Annotated in this window: 17 protein-coding genes; 4 read left to right on the forward strand and 13 right to left on the reverse strand. The window is 46.3% G+C overall.

Annotated elements, in window-relative coordinates; all coding sequences use genetic code 11:
• The 8 genes from G7035_RS01650 to G7035_RS01685 all read right to left on the reverse strand — a co-directional run bounded on the left by G7035_RS01650 (position 1) and on the right by G7035_RS01685 (position 9,861).
• Positions 1–792 carry a type II secretion system F family protein gene (locus G7035_RS01650; protein ID WP_019686578.1) on the reverse strand — a complete coding sequence of 264 codons (792 nt, stop codon included), beginning with the start codon at positions 790–792 and terminating at the stop codon, positions 1–3.
• Positions 789–2,036: a TadA family conjugal transfer-associated ATPase gene (locus G7035_RS01655; RefSeq protein WP_019686577.1), complete on the reverse strand. Its 1,248-nt coding sequence runs from the start codon at positions 2,034–2,036 to the stop codon at positions 789–791. The genes G7035_RS01650 and G7035_RS01655 overlap by 4 nt, the downstream gene beginning before the upstream one ends.
• A 12-nt stretch (positions 2,037–2,048) precedes the next feature.
• Complete coding sequence (locus tag G7035_RS01660; RefSeq protein ID WP_029514920.1) at positions 2,049–3,215, reverse strand: AAA family ATPase; 1,167 nt, start codon at positions 3,213–3,215, stop codon at positions 2,049–2,051.
• A gap of 529 nt (positions 3,216–3,744) precedes the next feature.
• Entirely contained in the window at positions 3,745–6,072 is a 2,328-nt protein-coding gene (locus tag G7035_RS01665; RefSeq protein ID WP_019686574.1) for a histidine kinase, read from the reverse strand.
• Between the two features lie 219 nt (positions 6,073–6,291).
• Positions 6,292–7,179 carry a metal ABC transporter permease gene (locus tag G7035_RS01670; protein ID WP_019686573.1) on the reverse strand — a complete coding sequence of 296 codons (888 nt, stop codon included), beginning with the start codon at positions 7,177–7,179 and terminating at the stop codon, positions 6,292–6,294.
• Positions 7,176–8,105, reverse strand: coding sequence for a metal ABC transporter permease (locus G7035_RS01675; protein ID WP_019686572.1), 930 nt, complete (start codon positions 8,103–8,105; stop codon positions 7,176–7,178). The genes G7035_RS01670 and G7035_RS01675 overlap by 4 nt, the downstream gene beginning before the upstream one ends.
• A 5-nt stretch (positions 8,106–8,110) precedes the next feature.
• The gene (locus G7035_RS01680) at positions 8,111–8,875 is read right to left on the reverse strand and encodes a metal ABC transporter ATP-binding protein (protein WP_019686571.1); all 765 of its coding nucleotides are present in this window, start codon (positions 8,873–8,875) and stop codon (positions 8,111–8,113) included.
• A 14-nt stretch (positions 8,876–8,889) separates the two neighbouring features.
• Entirely contained in the window at positions 8,890–9,861 is a 972-nt protein-coding gene (locus tag G7035_RS01685; protein ID WP_019686570.1) for a metal ABC transporter solute-binding protein, Zn/Mn family, read from the reverse strand.
• Positions 9,862–10,097: 236 nt separating this feature from the next.
• Between G7035_RS01685 and G7035_RS01690 the strand changes: the two genes are divergently transcribed.
• A complete protein-coding gene (locus G7035_RS01690; protein ID WP_019686569.1) occupies positions 10,098–10,886 on the forward strand; it encodes an LppM family (lipo)protein in 789 nt (262 codons plus the stop codon).
• On the opposite strand, the gene G7035_RS01695 is transcribed toward G7035_RS01690, so the two are convergent.
• The 3 genes from G7035_RS01695 to G7035_RS01705 all read right to left on the reverse strand — a co-directional run bounded on the left by G7035_RS01695 (position 10,883) and on the right by G7035_RS01705 (position 12,303).
• Positions 10,883–11,308, reverse strand: coding sequence for a thiol-disulfide oxidoreductase DCC family protein (locus tag G7035_RS01695; RefSeq protein ID WP_045244032.1), 426 nt, complete (start codon positions 11,306–11,308; stop codon positions 10,883–10,885). The two genes, G7035_RS01690 and G7035_RS01695, sit on opposite strands and share 4 nt — an antisense overlap.
• 125 nt (positions 11,309–11,433) lie before the next feature.
• Entirely contained in the window at positions 11,434–11,760 is a 327-nt protein-coding gene (locus G7035_RS01700; RefSeq protein ID WP_017426537.1) for a hypothetical protein, read from the reverse strand.
• A 123-nt stretch (positions 11,761–11,883) separates the two neighbouring features.
• Positions 11,884–12,303, reverse strand: a complete 420-nt coding sequence (locus tag G7035_RS01705) for an organic hydroperoxide resistance protein (RefSeq protein ID WP_013369947.1) — start codon at positions 12,301–12,303, stop codon at positions 11,884–11,886.
• A gap of 435 nt (positions 12,304–12,738) precedes the next feature.
• Here G7035_RS01705 and G7035_RS01710 point away from each other — a divergent pair, with 435 nt between their 5' ends.
• From G7035_RS01710 to G7035_RS01720, 3 genes are all read left to right on the forward strand, one after another.
• A complete protein-coding gene (locus G7035_RS01710; RefSeq protein WP_019686568.1) occupies positions 12,739–14,058 on the forward strand; it encodes an Nramp family divalent metal transporter in 1,320 nt (439 codons plus the stop codon).
• Positions 14,059–14,341: 283 nt separating this feature from the next.
• Positions 14,342–14,884 carry a PadR family transcriptional regulator gene (locus G7035_RS01715; RefSeq protein ID WP_019686567.1) on the forward strand — a complete coding sequence of 181 codons (543 nt, stop codon included), beginning with the start codon at positions 14,342–14,344 and terminating at the stop codon, positions 14,882–14,884.
• Between the two features lie 12 nt (positions 14,885–14,896).
• Positions 14,897–16,105 (forward strand): MFS transporter, encoded by a 1,209-nt coding sequence (locus G7035_RS01720; protein ID WP_019686566.1) that lies wholly within the window; start codon positions 14,897–14,899, stop codon positions 16,103–16,105.
• A 129-nt stretch (positions 16,106–16,234) separates the two neighbouring features.
• On the opposite strand, the gene kdpC is transcribed toward G7035_RS01720, so the two are convergent.
• Together kdpC and kdpB are read right to left on the reverse strand one after the other, a co-directional pair.
• On the reverse strand, positions 16,235–16,963 hold the full coding sequence (gene kdpC, locus G7035_RS01725) for a potassium-transporting ATPase subunit KdpC (protein ID WP_019686565.1): 729 nt from the start codon (positions 16,961–16,963) through the stop codon (positions 16,235–16,237).
• Between the two features lie 19 nt (positions 16,964–16,982).
• Entirely contained in the window at positions 16,983–19,013 is a 2,031-nt protein-coding gene (gene kdpB / locus G7035_RS01730; RefSeq protein ID WP_017426533.1) for a potassium-transporting ATPase subunit KdpB, read from the reverse strand.
• Positions 19,014–19,021 lie beyond the last annotated feature (8 nt).

The following is a 19,021-nucleotide window of genomic DNA, read 5'->3' on the forward strand; positions in this document are numbered from 1 at the left end:
TTACACTTCAATCTTCATAATGTGGTTGATCCACACAAGACAGCCACCAAGCACCAGTAGGCAAAAGGTTGATAGAATCATACCTGTACCGCTGTATAAGGGCATCATGTAGTCTCCTGCTGTCACTGTCATAAACAAAACAAACAAAAAAGGCGCTGCAAACATAACCCTCGATTCAAAACGTTTCTGCGCAATCATTACACCGATCTCCTGCTGAATTTCCAGCTTCTCACCAATGACACTTGAAGCCCGTCGTACGACTTCCACCAGATCACCTCCGGTTCGTTTGCAAGCCGCAAATACGTCCGCAAAATTCGTAATATCCTCAATCTGAGCCCGACGAGCCAAATCCTGCAAAGCAGCCTCTACAGGCTGTCCGATTTCGAGGCAGGCCGTAATAATGTTAAATTCAAAAATCAGATCGTGATCTCCATCCGGACTAAGCAACCTCAAATCCTCTACAGCCTCACGAAACCCATTCTCCACCGACCTTCCCGCTGAAAGAGAAGACGAAAGCGAGTATAAAGCCTGCTTAAATTGAATGCTTAAAGCAGACCTACGTCGTTGCAGCAAAAACTTTCTAAAATAACGAGGCATCACCACAGCTCCAGCAGCACACAGCAACGATAATATCCATTGGTGATAAAATAGATATCCGATCATCGCGAACAGCACTCCACTAAAGAGAATGCACATACTTTTTTGTACAGTCGATAATGTATACACCGTATAATCTGGCAGAGAAGGGACCTCACGTGACACTTGCTTGGCAGTCGCCTTTCCTGTTCTCATGCCGATACTCCTCCCTTGTGCCAGATTTCCGGCTTGATCCCGGCCATTTGCAGCTTCAATGTATGTTGTAGCCCCCCACCACAACGTTCCAGTTCCCCTACAATTTGTCCTTTACTTTCTCCGTGTTCCTGGAAGCGATAAAGGGGATTCAGCGTCACCTCACCATGTTCAAAACCAATCACTTCGCTAATTTCCAGCACCCTTCTGGATTTGTCGCGTAGCCGTGACAGATGAACGAATATATCAATGGCCGAGCTGATCTGCTGCCGTACTACTCCAAGCGGAAGCTCTGCCCCACCGAGTACCATCGTTTCCAGCCGGCTGACCATATCGCGGATATTATTCGAGTGCCCAGTTGACAACGATCCATCATGTCCCGTGTTCATCGCTTGCAGCATATCCAACGCCTCACTCCCTCTGACCTCACCCACCACAATGCGGTTAGGTCGCATACGTAAGGATGAACGAATCAGATCGCGAATCGTGATTTCTCCCTTCCCCTCGGTATTCGCGTTCCGTGTTTCCATGGAAACTAGGTTGGGGACAGTCACAATTTGTAGCTCTGCCGAATCTTCAATCGTAATAATCCGTTCAGACGAAGGGATGAACTGGGATAATGCATTCAGAAAAGTTGTTTTACCAGAGCCCGTTCCGCCGCTTATAAAAATGTTGTACTTGCTACGTACCAAGTCTTTGAGCATAGCGGCGGCTTCTGTATTGAGTGCACCCATTCGTATCAAATCATCCATCGTCATGGGACGCTCGGGAAACTTCCGTATGGTCATCGTCGGACCCTTGAGAGCAACTGGCGGCAGCACGATATTCACACGTGATCCGTCCTTTAGTCGGGCATCCACAATAGGAGAAGCCTCATTCACAATTCGGTTCACCCCGGCTACAATCGTCTGGATCAAATCCTCCAGTCGTTCGCGGGATTCGAATTGATCGGGCACCTGAATCACCTCACCTGCCCGCTCCACGAAGATTTCCCGATGACTATTGATCATAATTTCCGTTACGGTCGGGTCGTCAATCAACGGCTGGAGCACATCCAGCCCACGGAAAGAGTTGAAAATTTTGCGGACAAGTGCATGCTTTTCTCGGGAAGTTAAGCTCGCCAGCTCTACGTCGTGTAAAATTCGCTTTTCGATATGCCGTACTAGATCTGTATCCTTTACCGAGGACGTTACGTCCAGCCCGTTACGAATATCCGCGCGCAATACCTTAAATTGTTCCTCATTCATGTCATCATCCCCTTAAGACCAAGCAACCGTCGACTGTGCTGTGCTCTCCATATCCAGCAGCTCGCGGCACAAATGACGAATTTCCCGCTGATAAATCGGTGAACTAAGCAGCAGCTCACGATGCTGCATTTGTTTCCATGAAGGTATATAGGGTAACGCTCCGTTCAGTTCCATGAAGTCACGAGGTAACGAGTTGATCATAGTTCCCATGTAGCGATTCACCACAAAGCTGGTTTTGCATATCATGGCTTCAAGCCCTTCAGGCTGTGTAGTTTCTAAAACATCCAGCCATAATCCGCACTTGTGCATACTCATTAAATCGTCAGCCAGCAACCAGATCAGCTTATGACTAGCTTCAAGCACGGCTTGAGCCCGCTCACCATGTTCAGAATCGCAATCTACGATCACTACATCATACTGCCCGCTTTCAGCAATCGTTCGAATGAGCTCTTTCGCTTCATCACAAGTCATGTCTGTCAATTCCTTGCGATTATAGACAGGTTGAAACGTATCAGCCTGAATTTCAGGACGACGCACACAATACGAAGCCAAAGATAACGAAGTGTCCTCATTTCCCTCCGACTTGAGATCATACAGCAGTCTGGACAGTCCTTCTCCTTGTACTCCGCTAGAACTGTCTGAACCAGTGAACAACGAGCTTGAATCCACCGTTTCCAGATTCAAATAGAATACCGAATATCCCTCATTCCCCAGCTGCTTGGACATATTGAGCGCGGCCGTTGTCTTGCCCAATCCACCTGAAGCTGCGACCATGCCGATAATCATTCCACCTTCCCGACTGTTTACGCTTTTCCGACCATTCGACCTCTGTCTCGCCGTTTCCAAAATAATACCGACCAGTTCAGATAAAGGCTTATATTTTAATACAGGCTGCCCATATTCGCTTACTTGTTCTCCCTCATGCAATACCAAACAAGGAATATCCGCATCTTCCCGAGCTGTCCATAGATTCAGAAAGGGCATTTCACCTACTACCACATCTGGTCTTTTCATTCCGCTAGTTTCCATCATGTATTGATGAAATGCCTCCGGCTGCGAAAAAGCCGTTATTCTGAGCCTTCTGGCGTACTCGCTTCCGTGAACATAATTCAGCAGAGGCTCAATATAATCCCGGCCTTCTACGGCCAATACCACTTTTACCGGAACCAATATGCTCATCCCCTTTCCCAACACAACAACGCAAAAAAGCACCGTTCATCCATCCGTAAGTACATACGGTTGGTGAACGGTGCTTCCGTCACGTGCAATCTATTTATTGGTAGAATAGCATAGCACCTGTGTTAGAGCAAGTATTTTTTGCGCAAGTATTTTCTTAGAATTCTGGTACTAGGAGAAGGCGGGCAGTCTAGCCCCGCCTCCTACGATCTTCAACTTAGTAGAATTTGTGGTGACGACGATGACAGTCATGATGGCGATGATGGCGATGATGACGACGTTTCCGGCAATGACATTTCTTATCAAAGTCTTCATGTTTCCAGTGATCACGTTTAAATTTTGGTTTAAACTTAATGACAGTCACCTTAATGATTTTCTTAAAAACACGTTTTTTTGGCTTTGGAAAATGACAATCATGCTTACGATGTTTATACATTCAAACTCGCCTCCATTTCTTTGAGATAGAATATACTATGGAAGCAGTGAATAACCGGTAACCAGCATATGACTATTTATGAATGGATTGGGCATTTTAATAATCTGTCTCCAGCTTAATATCCGGATCATAATCCGCCACGATAAGAACATCCATATGACGTGCTTGACGGAGAATCCTCGGCACAACCGCAGTCTTCCCCCAACAGCTACTTCGGGAAGACTGTCCCACGATGAGCTGCGTACCTGAATATCCTTCTACTGGAGCAATCAAAATGTCGGCAATCTCGCGTCTGCTGGAAACAAGCCGAATTTCAAAGGTTCCCCCTAGTCGGTGGGTCAGCAGCTTTAGTTGTTCCAGACGAGGGTTCAATCTCTCCGGTATACGCTCACCGATATGGACATAAGTCACAATCCACACAGCCTTCAAACGAAATGCGATACGAAAACCGCGGCGAATCAACCTTTCAGCATTTTCGCTTAGCGTCACGCCTACAAAAATCACTTCCTCCCTGCGCCACGGTCCCCGAAGTGACTCGTGCCGATCCCAGGATTCCAGCCGCTCATCTACATCATCTGCCAATTCCCGCAAAGCAAGTTCACGCAGCGCAATTAGATTACCCAGCTTAAAAAAGTGGCTAAGTGCCTGCTCCACCTTCGCAGGAGCGTAAATTTTGCCCTCACGCATACGTTGCTGTAACGATTTGGGAGCCACATCAACAAGCTGGACTTCATCGGCCAGACGCATCATATGGTCGGGGACAGTCTCTCTCACCCGAATCCCAGTAATTTGTTCTACTGCGTCATTCAAGCTCTCCAGATGCTGCACATTCATTGTGGATATAACAGAAATACCTTGTTCCAAAATGGCCAGTACATCCTCATAACGCTTAGATCTCAGACTTCCCGGAACGTTGGTATGCGCCAGCTCGTCAATTAGCACTACCTCAGGATTACGCCTGAGAATGGCTTCAGTGTTCATCTCTTCCAAATGTGCACCATGACGCTCGATAGACTGACGGGGAATCATCTCTAGAGATCCTACCTGGGCTAGTGTTTCTGCTCTTCCGTGCGTTTCCAGCAATCCGATCACCACATCAATCCCGCTTTCCAGCAGATCATTTCCCTCTCTCAGCATGGTGTATGTTTTGCCGACCCCCGGAGCAGCCCCAATATATACTTTGAGCTTGCCCCGCAGAATTTTGGCTTCCTCAGCCTGTACTTCCTCAACGCTCAAACGATGATACGGATCAGTATCTCCTTCCTCCTGTCTCATCGTTGGCAAAATCCGTTCGCCCTCCTGCTCCGCTCGGTCTGCAATCAACAGCAGATCCATATTTTTCATTCGTTTTAAAATTCCGTTCACCAGTGATCCTTTAACTAGCTCCTGCCACAGAGTCTGCCGAGAATGCCCCATAACAATTCGGGTAACATTGTGAGTCACCGCATAATGGATAAGTTGGCGTGGCAGCCTTCTGCGGGAAAAGAGCGGGATTTCTTCAAATGTCGAACCGATCTTATCGGCCAACTGCTCAATGGAACGTTTGAAGGCTGCTGATTCCTTGGACAGCTTGCGCTTCGAGCTGACAAAAGAGACCACCAGCATATCTCCACCCAACCGCTTGGCCACCTGTTCTCCCCTACGTACATAAATGGACCCATTCCAATGATATTGGACAGGCACCAAAATACGCTCTGCTGCTCCTGACGCCCCGTGCAAGCCTAGCTCCTCCCGGTGCCGTTCCAGCGAATCATTCACATCCTCTGCTACTAATCGCAGAGCGAGCTCACGCAATTTACCCAAATTCCCCCGGTGAAACATCTCTGGATTGGGCGTATGCATGTAACCTTTCGCCAGCCGTTCCAGAATCATCTCCGGGGTGGCATCAATTAGACGAATTTCATCCGCCAGCTCCAATGTATCAACCGGAACCGTATATTCCGCTTCAAAGCCAGTCAGCTGATATACCCACTCCGTGATCCCTTCGAGTTCATAAACATTGACCGTCGTAATGACGCTAATTCCCATCTCCAGCAAATACCGAATATCCTCCAGCCTTGTTGGAAACGAGGCGTCTTTTCGGTTATGATGTGCCAAATGATCCACCAGCACCACCTCAGGATTTCGTGCCACCAAAGCTTCCAAATTCAGATCCTTTTGTTCTTCGCCATCCTTCATCCAATGAATACTGGGTACTCGCTCTAGCGAGCCGACCTGTTCCACGGTCTCACGCCGTTGCAGAGTCGATACCGCACAAATTACAACATCAATCCCTTCATGCTGCAGCGATTGTCCCTCCTGCAGCATATGATACGTTTTGCCAGAGCCACTGACCGCGCCAATGTATATTTTGAGTCTGCCTCGATGCAATTTGTTAATGGAATCCAGTATCTCCTCTGGTGATTTACGTTTGAAGCTCTCCAATTTCGTTCCTCCCCGCAGCGTAACAGCTCGTTCCGAATCCTTCTGTGTGATTGTAAAGAATGTACTCCCGTGTCCCGGTTAATTCAAGATGACCCAACAAGCTTGCCTCAAAAAAAGCCGCACAGATTAGCATAAGCGTAAAAAAGCGTGCATTCAGGCACTTTATGCCCGTCTGCACGCTATTTTGAGTAATTCATATAGGATCACTTCCTACGAGACTCACTTGCTATTTTCGCCAACAATTCCCCGTTGTTGAAATAACTTTCGCCATACCACACCATGAGACGGGGAAAATAGAAAAGCCAAAAGCAGCAACACACCCGATACACACAGCATACATGCCGCAATAGAAGCATCTAATACAGTTGCTGTATAAAAGCCTACGATCGAGCTAGTGGCTCCAACTCCCACGCTGTATGCAATCATACGGGACAGCTTCTCCGTCAGCAAATAAGCGGTAAGAGGCGGTACAACGAGCATGCCAACCACTAGAATTGCACCCACACTCTCAAATGACGCCACTGTCGTTAGTGATACGAGACTCATTAGCAGATAATGAAAAAAAACAACCGGAATGCCCAATGAAGCTGCCAATGCGGGATCAAAGGAAGTGACTTTAAATTGCTTGAAAAAGCCCCCTACCACGAGCAGATTGATCAAAAACATTGCGCCCGTAATCCACACAGCCCTCGGACCTATATCGAAGCCAGCAATCTCTATCGTATTCCACGGGACATAAGCAATTTCCCCATACAAAACGTGGTCCATATCCAGATGAGCATTGGAAGCAAACACACTGATCAGTAAAACACCGATAGCAAACAATGTTGTAAACACCACGCCAATGGCAGCATCACTTTGCAGACCGCTTTGTTGGAATAGCTGAATCAGATACACCGTTAGAAGCCCCAGCACGGCAGCACCAAACATCATCCACACCGAATCCCTCGATCCGCTGATGAGAAAGGCAATGACAATACCAGGCAGTACCGCATGACTGATGGCATCACCGATCATAGCCATTTTCCGAAGCACGAGAAAGCATCCGACGATACTACATCCCCCTGCCACTAACATTCCCGTCAGGATCACATAAAATGAACTCATAGGGCACGCTCCTCCCTGGGCTGTGTTCCAACTCCCTGCTCCAGACTTTTTCTGGCGTTTAACTGAACGATAGCCTTGGAAATCATTCCACGCTGCGGCGCAAAGATCAGACTTACACCAAATACCACAGTCGCACACAACACGCACAATGGTCCTGTAGGCAAATTTTGTCCCAGAGAGCTAATAACAGTCCCACCAAGACCCGCTATAGCACCAAACAAGCCTGACAGGCATACCATAACACCCAGCTTCTCTGTCCAGTATCTTGCCGACACGGCCGGGGTAATCAGCAGGGCAGCCATCATAATGACGCCCACAGCTTGAATGCCAGCCACCACCGCAATGACAATCAACAGCATTAACAACTTATCCAGTAAGCCTGCCGGAAAACCAAGTCCACGAGCAAAGCCGGGATCAAAGCTGAGCAGCTTAAATTCCTTGAAAAATAATAAACATATTCCAATGAGCACCACCGAAATTACCGCCATCGTATAGACATCAGACAACACCATTGCCGCAGCCTGGCCAAATAAAAATTTATCCAACCCACTTTGGTTGCCTGCGCCACTATGCTGAATTTCGGTCAACAACATAATGCCGAAGCCAAAAAATACGGACAGCACCGCTGCAATCGCTGAATCACTTTTAATTCGCGAATACCGGGTTAACGCACTGATGGCAAAGGTAGCAACAATCCCTGCAATGGCTGCTCCAATCATAAATCCAAACATGGATTTTGTACCTGTGATCATAAAAGCCACACATACTCCCGGCAAAGCCGCATGTGCCAAAGCATCTCCCATAAGCGATTGCTTACGCAAATACATAAAACTGCCAATCACCCCGCTGCTTAAACCGAGTAAAATACATCCAAGCAAAATCCATTGCATGTTCGGGTCTGTCAAAAGCGCTGCCAAGCTTGTCATACTGCTCACCTCACTCCGAGTATCGTGCCGGATTCCGAACCTGTTTTGAGTATACTCAGACGCCCGCCATACGTACGTTGCAGATTTCCCTCGGTAAAAATATCTGCGGTCTCTCCAAATGCCATCAGATGCCCGTTCAACAGCATAACCTGGTCAAAATAATCCGTGACCGTAGATAAATCATGATGAACGACAAGCACGGTTTTCCCCTGCTGTTTCAGATCGTTAAGCAATGAAATGATAGCTTTTTCTGTTACAGCGTCCACACCAACAAACGGTTCATCCATAAAATAAAGCTGAGCGTCCTGCGCAAGCGCTCTCGCCAAAAAAACGCGTTGCTGCTGCCCGCCTGACAATTGACTAATCTGCCTGTCTGCAAATTTGCTCATTCCAACCTTGTCCAAACTCTCCATCGCAGCCTGACGATCTGCTGCTCCCGGACGTTTAAACCAGCCCAGTCTGCCGTAACGTCCCATCATAACCACATCTAGAGCGTTCGTCGGAAAATCCCAATCCACCGACTCCCGCTGCGGTACATATCCAACCTTGAGCAGCTGTTGCTTATAGGGCTTGCCGTAGACCAGCACCTCGCCCCTGAGCTTTGGAATCAGCCCAAGCACGGCCTTGATCAGTGTAGATTTGCCAGCCCCGTTGGGGCCGATAATACCAATCAGCTTACCTTCCGGCACCTCAAAGGAGACATCGAACAATACGGGCTTTTTTTGATAGGCTACCGATAAATCACGAACAACAAGTGGTGAATGTCCCATGTGTCTACGCCTCCTTATTTAAGAGCTCTAACGATCGTATTCACGTTATGCTTGACCATTCCAATATATGTTCCATCTTCTGTACCTTCTTCACCCATAGCATCCGAATACAGCTCGCCGCCAACCTTTATCGTATGACCTTGCTGAGCTGCACCTTGAATAACCGCATCTATGGCCTTTCTCGGAACACTCGATTCTACAAATATGGCTTTAATTTTATGCTCCACCAGATAATCTCTCAGCTTGGTCACATCTTGTGAGCCTGCCTCTGACTCTGTACTCATGCCTTGAAGGCCTCTTACTTGAATCTGGTAAGAGTCTCCGAAATAGCCAAATGCATCATGTGCCGTGACAAGTACGCGCTGTGCCTTCGGTATACTGGCAATCTGCTCTCTCGTGTAATCGTCCAGTTCTCGTAGCTCAGCGAGATAAGCTTCGGCATTGGCCTTATAATCCTCCGCATGAGCAGCATCAAGTGCCGACAATTCATCTCTGACGGTTTCTACCGCAGACATCCAGTTTTGTACATCAAACCAGATATGTGGATCATACTCAGATCCCATTGCTGGGCTAGCTGCACGCAATTGATTTTGGGCAATGTTTTTGGACACGGGTATAACAGGCTTTTGTTTGCTGATTTTCTCCAGAATGTCCTGCATTTTTCCTTCCAGATGCAACCCGTTATAAAAAATGATGTCGGCTTCATCCAGCTTACGCATATCTCCCTGAGACGCCTTGTACAAATGCGGGTCAACGCCTGACTTCATAATTCCCGTGACCTCCACATGAGCACCACCGACCTTCCCGACAATATCAGAGATCATACCGATGGTAGTCGTAGCCTTTATTTTCTGTCCCGCCTCTTTCGTAGCTCCCTGTTCTGTCTTCTTGGCATCTGTACATGCAGTCGCTAGAACCAGAACTAGGGACAACACTCCAACCGTCGCTACCCATTGTGGCAAAGCCTTCTTAAACTGCTTGTTCATGTTTTAAAATCCTCCTTTTAATATTTGTTTTAGGACAAACTATTTCCTTAAGACAATTATTTTTTATCTATACTATATTTTAGAGTATACACTAAAGTTTTTACCTAAGGAAACATTTTTGAAATATAAATCTTAACTATTCTTTTATATCGTTCGATTTTGGCTCTCCGAATGTGTAATATATAGAAGATATCCGGTCGTTATACCAAAGAAACCATACAAAGAAGGTGCAAGTCATGGACCCAACAGGATACAGCCCTAATTGGAACAAACGTCGGCAAATACAGTTACGAAAAATACTGCTCATTTTTATGCTGGTGTGTTGTCTGTTTGCCCTAACTTCCTGTGCTCGGGGTGACATTCATGTAGATGTTCATCTGGATCAAAGTGTAGATATGGATGCAACGTTCAGTGTAAACAACCAGACACTGATGATGTTGGACAATCCGGGGCTGCTCGATCGATTAGTTCAACGTATGCAAAGCAATAATGTAGACGTGCAGCCGCTTTCGGAACAAGGGAGAAAGGGTTATCAAATAAAGGGGCATTATCAAGGGGATTGGAGTACAAACCAAAAAAATCCCGATCAGGGTTCAAATCTGCCTGAGGGATTAGAAATAAATCGCGCAGTGAGCCAGCATTTTTTCACAACCAATATGGATCTTACGCTTAAGCTCGATCTACCTCGGATGCTTCCTGAAGAAGCTCGTGGCCTGAGTGATAAATTAAAACAAATGAATGTGTTCGCACGCAAATTACTAGAGCGGCAACTGGATCTTAACTTCAGCCTATCCCTACCCATCCAGCCTGCTTCCAGTAATGCGGACCGTGTGTCGGATGACGGAAAGACACTCTATTGGGACATTGCTCCATTAGAGTCTAACGAGCTAAAATTGTCGGTCAACGTACCCAATGTACGCCATATCATGTATGTATCGGTTACGGGTCTTCTACTGATCGCAGTAGCTGTAATATTACTGATTCGTAATGTTCGCCGCAAAAATAACCACAAAAAAAGCAACTAAAAAAATCGTTTCCTAATTTCTGGTGGGGGGATCTGACATTGATCCTCTTCATCCTTGCCAAACCAACGATATCGGTTACGAGCTACCCAGTTATAGACTGCGTTGCGCACAAAGCGGGGAATCAAGATGAATACATAAGCCAGCGGATATGGAAAACGAAGGCGTTTGGCAATCCGTAAAGCTGCAGTTGACCTTGTATAATACGTACCGTCTTCAATCAGCACGAATGTATCCAGTTGATCTGTAGACAGTCCACCTGCACGTAAAAGTTCTTGTCCTGCCTCGGATTGCAGGGAACCAAAATGGAATATTCCCTTAGGATCACGTTTGATAATGAAGCGGGTTGCTCCCTGACAAAAGTGGCATACCCCATCCACCAATACAATGGAATGTTCGATATGGATATGACTAGACTGGTTCATCAACGTACTTCACCTCCACAGAGAAATCAACGGCATGAAAACGCAACGATTCAATTATAAACAAAAAAACGTCGAAAATATCCGACGCTTGTCTAGAACTGTATAATCCTTACCTGTTCGAAAAACTAGCTCAATGCTTTCTCAAACAGCTGTTTAGCATTAATTTGCTCTAAAAACTCTTCATGGAACTGATCCATACACTTGCAGATAAAATCCTTATGGCATACCGGGCAAGGTGTCGTTAGCAGTCGACTAATATTCGTCAAAGTCCACTCCGGATTACGTTGAGAAAAAACGCGGCACTCCGTTCCATCGGCCAAACTCATTTTAAACTCATAAAGCCCTTCCTTTTCGTTGCTACCAGCCAGCGTGAAATTAACAATATTCGGTCTGTAAGACATCATATCACCCGTATTTTTCAAATTTGTTTCGTACCTGATGACCAGAATCACCTATGACATCTTAATGAATTTTGGCGGTGATGTCAAATGGTCGTACATATCAGCGGATCAAGATTTAGGTGCAAAAGCCGCCGATCCATCGGCGGCCATGTGTGAGATCTTTAAAAAATGCGGTCAAATGACGTTGAGTTCAACATCAATATTACCGCGAGTGGCTTTGGAGTACGGACAAAAATCATGTGCTTGGCGTGCCAAATCTTCCGCCTGAGAACGCTCAATCCCCGGTATCTTTACATCCAGACGCACTGCCAACTGGAAGCCGCCGTCGCTTGGGTCCTTACCGATCGATACGTGGCTGGTGACCTCTACATTGTCCACCTTTACCTTGGCTTTGCGGGCCACATTCGCCAACGCACTCTCATAGCATGCGCCATAGCCTGCCGCAAACAATTGCTCCGGATTCGTAGCATCTCCACCTGCGCCACCCAGTTCCTTCGGTGTGCTCAGCTTATGCTTCAATACCCCGTCTGAAGAAGCCACTGAACCATCTCTTCCACCATGTACCGTTGCTGATGCTGTGTATAAAGCTTCCATGATTTCATCTCTCCTTCTCCATCTTATTTGCATTCCGCAGGAATCCTCATCATGTTAATACATGATTTCCTTCTCGTATGTACTTTAAACGAGCCACGCAAAATGAATCATTTCAAAAGGGATAATAACCCTTTTATTTACCGTTTAGTTCCACTTCTTTTATGTTTACACTATATGTTATAAGCCCCTAACTTGATGAGCCGCCTACACTTAGAAAATTCAAAACGACCAAGCTGCCCCTTGAGAGCAATATGGCTTGGTTTTTTCCATTGTTTAGTTTTAATTAAGATGGCCAATTGCTTCAAAAATACGATAAATTTGCTTAACCACATAAAAGTTGCACTAGACAAAAACTATTGTGGGTGTACAATAGGGATAACGCAATCGCTATGTCACTAATAATATATTTCAATATGAACAAAGAAGGTGAAGCGTATGAAAAATTCAAAGGGCAACTTCGCGGAAATCGCTTCACTATCGGAAGTGAATCGTTCTTTGAGCGTTCCGAAGGATGGCACCTGGTTTCGGAAGTTTCTTGCCTTTGCTGGACCAGGCTATATGGTCGCTGTCGGCTATATGGACCCTGGCAACTGGGCTACAGACATCGCTGGGGGATCAAAATTCGGCTATACACTGCTTAGTGTCATTCTAATCTCCAACCTGATGGCCATTCTGCTGCAAGCCTTATCTGGCAAGCTCGGTATTGCTACAGGTAAAGATTTGGCTCAAATGTGCCGTGATGCTTACAGTCGTCCTGTCGCGATCGGCTTATGGCTTTTATGCGAAATTGCCATTGCAGCCATGGATTTGGCCGAGGTCATCGGTTCAGCCATTGCACTGAAGCTGCTGTTCGGTCTCCCGTTGCTATACGGAGTCATCATTACCGCATTTGATGTTATGCTCATTTTGCTGCTGCAAAATAAAGGTTTCCGGGCATTGGAAACACTCGTCATTGTATTAATGGCCACGATTGCCGGCTGTTTTGGCATTAATCTCATTTTGGCACAACCGGAATGGGGCGGTGTATTGGGTGGCTTTGTACCGGACTCACAAATATTGACGAATCCAAGCATGCTGTATATTGCCATCGGTATTATGGGAGCTACTGTAATGCCACATAACCTGTATCTGCATTCTTCTATTGTACAAACTCGCAAATATGAGCAGACATCAGCAGGTAAACGGGAAGCTATTACATTTGCAACTTGGGATTCCAGTATAGCGCTCATGTTCGCTCTATTCATTAATGCAGCCATCTTGATCGTAGCAGCTGCCGTGTTCCATACAGCAGGAAGAACAGATGTAGCAGAGATTAGTGATGCCTATTATCTGCTTTCGCCATTACTGGGAACCACACTTGCGAGCATACTGTTTGGAGTGGCATTACTCGCCTCAGGTCAAAACTCGACCGTGACAGGTACTTTAGCCGGACAAATCGTGATGGAGGGCTTCTTGAACCTTCGTCTCTCACCTTGGTTGCGTCGTTTGGTGACCCGCCTTATTGCAATTATTCCGGCAGTCATCGTCACTGCGATTGCAGGTGAAAAAGGTGCAGAAGAGCTACTTGTGCTAAGTCAGGTTATTTTATCCATCCAGCTCCCTTTTGCCATCATTCCATTACTGCTCTTTACCAGTGACAAAAAGATTATGGGTGAATTTGCAAATAAAATGTGGCAAAAAGTAATAACCTGGATCGTGACTGCTGTCATCATTATCTTGAATGTAGTCCTCATTATTCAGACAATTACAGGTTGACAGACTGTTTGCAAGTAACCAATAAAAAAAGAGGTATTCCTGGAGTCCAAAATAGCCATGGAATACCTCTTTTTATTCATTTATTTTTCCAATATGCTTAGAATCAACGCTGCATTCTGTTCAACAAAAAACATAATACCTACTGTTTCTTTCGTATATTTACGGCTCTCTGTTTTTGTAAACCTATACATCATTGGATTGTAATGATATAATCCGACTATAATCCTTTACTAAATATTTAGTATAAAACATTTAGCAATAAAGTTATGGAGGAGATATCATCTTGAGTACGACACGTGTAATGGTTCTTGGGCTCTTGCTACAATACGGAGCAATGTCTGGATATGAAATACAACAGAAAATGCAATCAGCACAAACGGATAAATGGGCTTATGTGCAACCAGCTTCCATATATCACGCCTTAAAAAAACTGGACTCAGAAGGTATTGTGCGTTTAGAAACATTGGAACAGACAGGGAATCGGTCTAAAGCTATATATGCTATTACGGAGACTGGAAAAGGCGAGTTTAGTCGGCTTTTAATAGAATCATTTAAAGAAACTTCTGTTGTGTTTCCAACAGCCCTGTACACAGCTTTGACTTTTATGGATGAGGCTGGCCTCCATGAAATAGAAGAAGCTTTAAGTTTTCAGCATCAAGCCATTGAAAAAATTTATAAAGAAATGAAATTAGGTCAGGAACAAAAAGCTGAACTTATGGATATCCCTGTAAACGTCATGTTAATTTTCAAAAATATTTATGATCAATGCGAGCTGCAATTAAAATTTGTTAAGCAAATTAAAGAGGAAATCAGAAGAAACTTATAGGAGGATGTAATGATGAAAATGAGTAAAGGAGCGCACTATAAACAAAAAGCTGCTCTAACGGTTGTCGGATTAGCTGTGTTCATTGACATGTTAATCTATGGATTAGTCGTCCCCATTTTGCCAAGATACGCAGATTCTCTTGGAGCCACTCAAACCGAAATTGGATTTTTGTTCAGCAGTTATGCAATTGCACTGTTTATAGCTACTCCTATTTTTGGTCTGTTAACGGATCGGATTGGGAGAAAGACTCCTCTGTTATGGGGGTTAATTGGACTCATAGCTTCCACTTTAATGTTCGCCATAGCCCACACCTTCTGGCTGCTTGTACTGGCACGTGCTCTTCAAGGGGTCGCAGCCGCAATGACCTGGACAGCAGGGCTCGCTCTGCTGGCTGAGCTATACCCATCTGAAGAACGCGGCAAAGCCATGGGCTTGGCGTTATCTGGGCAAGCCGCTGGAACCCTTCTCGGACCGACAATAGGCGGTTGGTTGTATCAATGGGGAAGTTACCAACTCCCTTTTTACTTTGCCATCGCATTGGCTGTCGTTGATGCTATACTTCGATTAGTACTCCTGCACGATATTCCGGAAGAAAAAAATGAAAAGTACGTATCTCCTTTTTCGTTCATGAAAAATAAAGATTTGCTTTTGGTTATCGGGGTTGTAATTATCGGTGCATCCGTCCCAAGCGTACTTGAGCCAACATTACCGTTACACCTGCAGCACAATTTTAGCGCTAATCCAGGAGTTATTGGACTGTTATTTGCTATTCCCACACTTGCTTATGGCCTGGCAACCCCCTTTATAGGTCAATTCTCCAGCAAGATCGGCTATAAAAATGGAATTCTCCTCGGTCTACTTATGGTATCCATTGCTCTTCCTCTAACTGCACTTCCAGCAATATTATCACTTCAAGCTGTTATTTTAGCTGTTTTAGGAGTTAGCATGGGTATGGTTCTTGCTCCCTGCTTACCTCAACTTGCTGATATTTCTCAACGAAGTGGAATTCATTCTTATGGAATTACTTTTGCTCTCTATAACACGGCATACTCGATTGGTCTAATGATCGGCCCTATTTTGAGCAGTACTCTCACCGATTTAATGAATATTAAATTATCTTACTTAGTCATTGGTATGATTGTATTAATATACATGTTGGTACTCGCTTCAGCCTTAAGGAAAGCCAAAAATTCATCAAACAATATAAAACTAAGTAAATAAGTAAACAACAAATTCATATCACCTATAAGAAATAAAATACTTCCTTTGCAGCTATCCATCCCAGAGCACCCTAACCCATAGAAAAAGGTATCCCCCAAGCTTATCGCTCAGGGATACCTTTTTCACCATCTATGACTTAACTGGCTTTACCTTCATTAGCGCTTCAAGTGCGAGATTCAGCTTGAGTACGTTCACACGCGGCTCGCCGAACACCCCGGCGCTGCGGCCTTCTGTCTGCTCCTGCACCAGCGCCTTCAGCTGGTCCTGCCCAATTCCCGTCAAGCCGCTAATACGTGGAATTTGAGCCTGTGCCGCCTGTGGCGAGATGTGCGGGTCCAGACCAGAGCCGGAGTTCGTAATCAGGTCCAATGGAACCTGACTGACGGGTACATCCGGGTTATGCTTCTGCCAATCCGCAATAGATTCCTTGATCCGCTGCACCAATGCCGGGTTCGAGGGTGCGTAGTTACTTGAGCCTGAACCAGCCCCATTATAATCGATACTTGATACCCGACCTTGAAAAAACGCCGGATTGGCAAAGGACTGTCCAATCAGCTCAGAGCCGACCACCCGCCCCCCCGTGTCACGAAGCATACTGCCGTTTGCTTGCCGTGGAAACAGGACTTGCGCCACTCCTGTGCTGACCAGCGGGTATGCCAAACCGCACAATAGGATCATTAGCACAGAAGTTCGCAAAGCCACTCCAATAACCGTGCTTCCTCGCATCTCTTGTCTCTCCGGTTGATTTTCCGGCACTGCCTCCGTTCCTGTACGCTTGTTATGATCTTGTCCGCCAGATCCGGCTTTCTCATGTGCAGCAAACCTGCGTCCAGACAACATCCGATAAAAACCACTCATGTCGCTCACCCTTTCTGCACTAAATCCACAAATGTACCAGCAAATCAATGGCCTTAATGCCGACAAACGGTACCACCATACCGCCTAGACCATAAATCAGTAAATTCCGTCCCAATAGCCGATCCGAGCTCATTGGCTTATACTTTACACCCTTCATTGCCAGCGGAATCAGAAGTGGAATAATGACTGCATTAAAAATAAGCGCCGATAAAATAGCCGATAACGGGGAGCCCAGCCTCATGACGTTCAATGCACCCATTTGCGGAATAGCCAGCATGAACATCGCCGGGATAATGGCAAAATATTTAGCCACATCGTTCGCAATACTGAACGTTGTCAATGCCCCACGTGTCATAAGCAGCTGCTTACCGATGGCGACCACCTCAATAATTTTGGACGGATCAGAATCCAGGTCCACCATATTAGCAGCTTCCTTGGCCGCGACTGTGCCGCTATTCATGGCAAGACCGACATCTGCCTGCGCCAGCGCCGGCGCATCATTGGTACCATCCCCGGTCATGGCTACCAGCTTGCCCTGTTCCTGCTCACGGCGGATAACCGCGATTTTGTCCTCCGGCTTGCTCTCAGCTACAAAGTCGTCCACTCCCGCTTCCCGTGCAATGGTAGCTGCTGTCAGCGGATTATCACCTGTACACATAATCGTGCGGATGCCCATTTCCCGGAGCTGATCAAAGCGCTCCTTCATGCCCGGCTTCACCGTATCCTTCAAATAAATAATGCCGTATATCCGATCATCCAGCGCCACTGCCAGCGGTGTCCCCCCTTCTGCGGCTACCTGATTCGCTTTTTCCTCCAAATCGGTCGGAACACTGCCTTTTTGCGATACAACCCACTGCCGGACAGAGTCCACGGCGCCTTTGCGTACTCTTCGTCCATCAGCGAGATCCAGACCACTCATCCGGGTTTCTGCCTTGAACTCGATAAAGGTTCCACCTGCTGCCAAGGATTCATCCAGCGTGTATTCCTGCTTACGCATCAATTCCAGTACCGAGCGTCCCTCAGGCGTCTCATCCTTTAGTGAACTCATCGCCGCCCATTTCGCTAGCTCTGCCTTTTCTATACCATCTACAACCACGAATTCACTCGCCATCCGGTTACCGAAGGTGATGGTACCCGTTTTATCTAGAATCATCGTATTGATGTCCCCGGATGCTTCTACCGCCTTGCCTGACATGGCCAGCACGTTAAACTGGGTAACTCGGTCCATACCAGCAATCCCAATGGCCGACAAAAGCCCGCCAATCGTGGTCGGAATCAGACAGACCAGCAACGAAATCAGCACGGGGACAGGCAAATCAATCTTAAAATGACGGGCTATCGGGGCCAGTGTCACCACCACAATGAGAAAAATAATCGTTAAGCTAATCAGCAATGTATTCAGCGCAATTTCATTTGGCGTTTTTTGCCGCTGTGCACCTTCCACGAGCGAAATCATTTTATCAATAAACGTTTCACCCGGCTCAGTCGTAATCCGCACCTTAATGCGGTCACTGACTACCCGCGTCCCGCCAGTTACCGAGCAAAAATCACCGCCCGATTCCTTAATGACCGGAGCTGATTCTCCCGTAATTGCAGATTCGTCTACCGAGGCTAGGCCTTCAATAACCTCACCATCGCTTGGAATCATTTCGCCCTGAGAGACGATTACCACGTCACCTTTACGCAATGCTGTTGAGCTGACCACCTGAATCTCATTCCCGACGAGCTTATTAGCTTGTGAGTCCTGCTTCGATTTTTTCAAGGAAGCAGCTTGTGCTTTCCCCCGTCCCTCCGCGAGCGCTTCAGCAAAGTTAGCAAAAAGCAGCGTGAACAACAAAATAATAAATACAGCCAAGTTAAAGCCCATTTCCTTGCCGGTTCCAAAATAACCGGGAAGCAGTAGCATGAGCAGTACGACCAATGTACCGATCTCCACGACGAACATGACAGGATTTTTCATCATGATCATCGGATTTAATTTGATAAAGCTATCCTTGACCGCCTGCTTCAAGATGCTTCTATCCAGCATGCGTTTGCGTTGTTCCTTCATGATCAAGC

Source organism: Paenibacillus polymyxa, assembly GCF_015710975.1.
Taxonomy (GTDB): domain Bacteria; phylum Bacillota; class Bacilli; order Paenibacillales; family Paenibacillaceae; genus Paenibacillus; species Paenibacillus polymyxa.

What these genes read in the sequence shown, in the direction of transcription:
- G7035_RS01660 (WP_029514920.1), bottom strand. Translation starts at nt 3,215, where the DNA reads ATGAGCATATTGGTTCCGGTAAAAGTGGTATTGGCCGTAGAAGGCCGG.
- G7035_RS01655 (WP_019686577.1), bottom strand. Translation starts at nt 2,036, where the DNA reads ATGAATGAGGAACAATTTAAGGTATTGCGCGCGGATATTCGTAACGGG.
- G7035_RS01650 (WP_019686578.1), bottom strand. Translation starts at nt 792, where the DNA reads ATGAGAACAGGAAAGGCGACTGCCAAGCAAGTGTCACGTGAGGTCCCT.
- G7035_RS01690 (WP_019686569.1), top strand. Translation starts at nt 10,098, where the DNA reads ATGGACCCAACAGGATACAGCCCTAATTGGAACAAACGTCGGCAAATA.
- G7035_RS01680 (WP_019686571.1), bottom strand. Translation starts at nt 8,875, where the DNA reads ATGGGACATTCACCACTTGTTGTTCGTGATTTATCGGTAGCCTATCAA.
- G7035_RS01720 (WP_019686566.1), top strand. Translation starts at nt 14,897, where the DNA reads ATGAAAATGAGTAAAGGAGCGCACTATAAACAAAAAGCTGCTCTAACG.
- G7035_RS01710 (WP_019686568.1), top strand. Translation starts at nt 12,739, where the DNA reads ATGAAAAATTCAAAGGGCAACTTCGCGGAAATCGCTTCACTATCGGAA.
- G7035_RS01670 (WP_019686573.1), bottom strand. Translation starts at nt 7,179, where the DNA reads ATGAGTTCATTTTATGTGATCCTGACGGGAATGTTAGTGGCAGGGGGA.
- kdpB (WP_017426533.1), bottom strand. Translation starts at nt 19,013, where the DNA reads ATGAAGGAACAACGCAAACGCATGCTGGATAGAAGCATCTTGAAGCAG.
- G7035_RS01705 (WP_013369947.1), bottom strand. Translation starts at nt 12,303, where the DNA reads ATGGAAGCTTTATACACAGCATCAGCAACGGTACATGGTGGAAGAGAT.
- G7035_RS01675 (WP_019686572.1), bottom strand. Translation starts at nt 8,105, where the DNA reads ATGACAAGCTTGGCAGCGCTTTTGACAGACCCGAACATGCAATGGATT.
- kdpC (WP_019686565.1), bottom strand. Translation starts at nt 16,963, where the DNA reads ATGAGTGGTTTTTATCGGATGTTGTCTGGACGCAGGTTTGCTGCACAT.
- G7035_RS01695 (WP_045244032.1), bottom strand. Translation starts at nt 11,308, where the DNA reads ATGAACCAGTCTAGTCATATCCATATCGAACATTCCATTGTATTGGTG.
- G7035_RS01685 (WP_019686570.1), bottom strand. Translation starts at nt 9,861, where the DNA reads ATGAACAAGCAGTTTAAGAAGGCTTTGCCACAATGGGTAGCGACGGTT.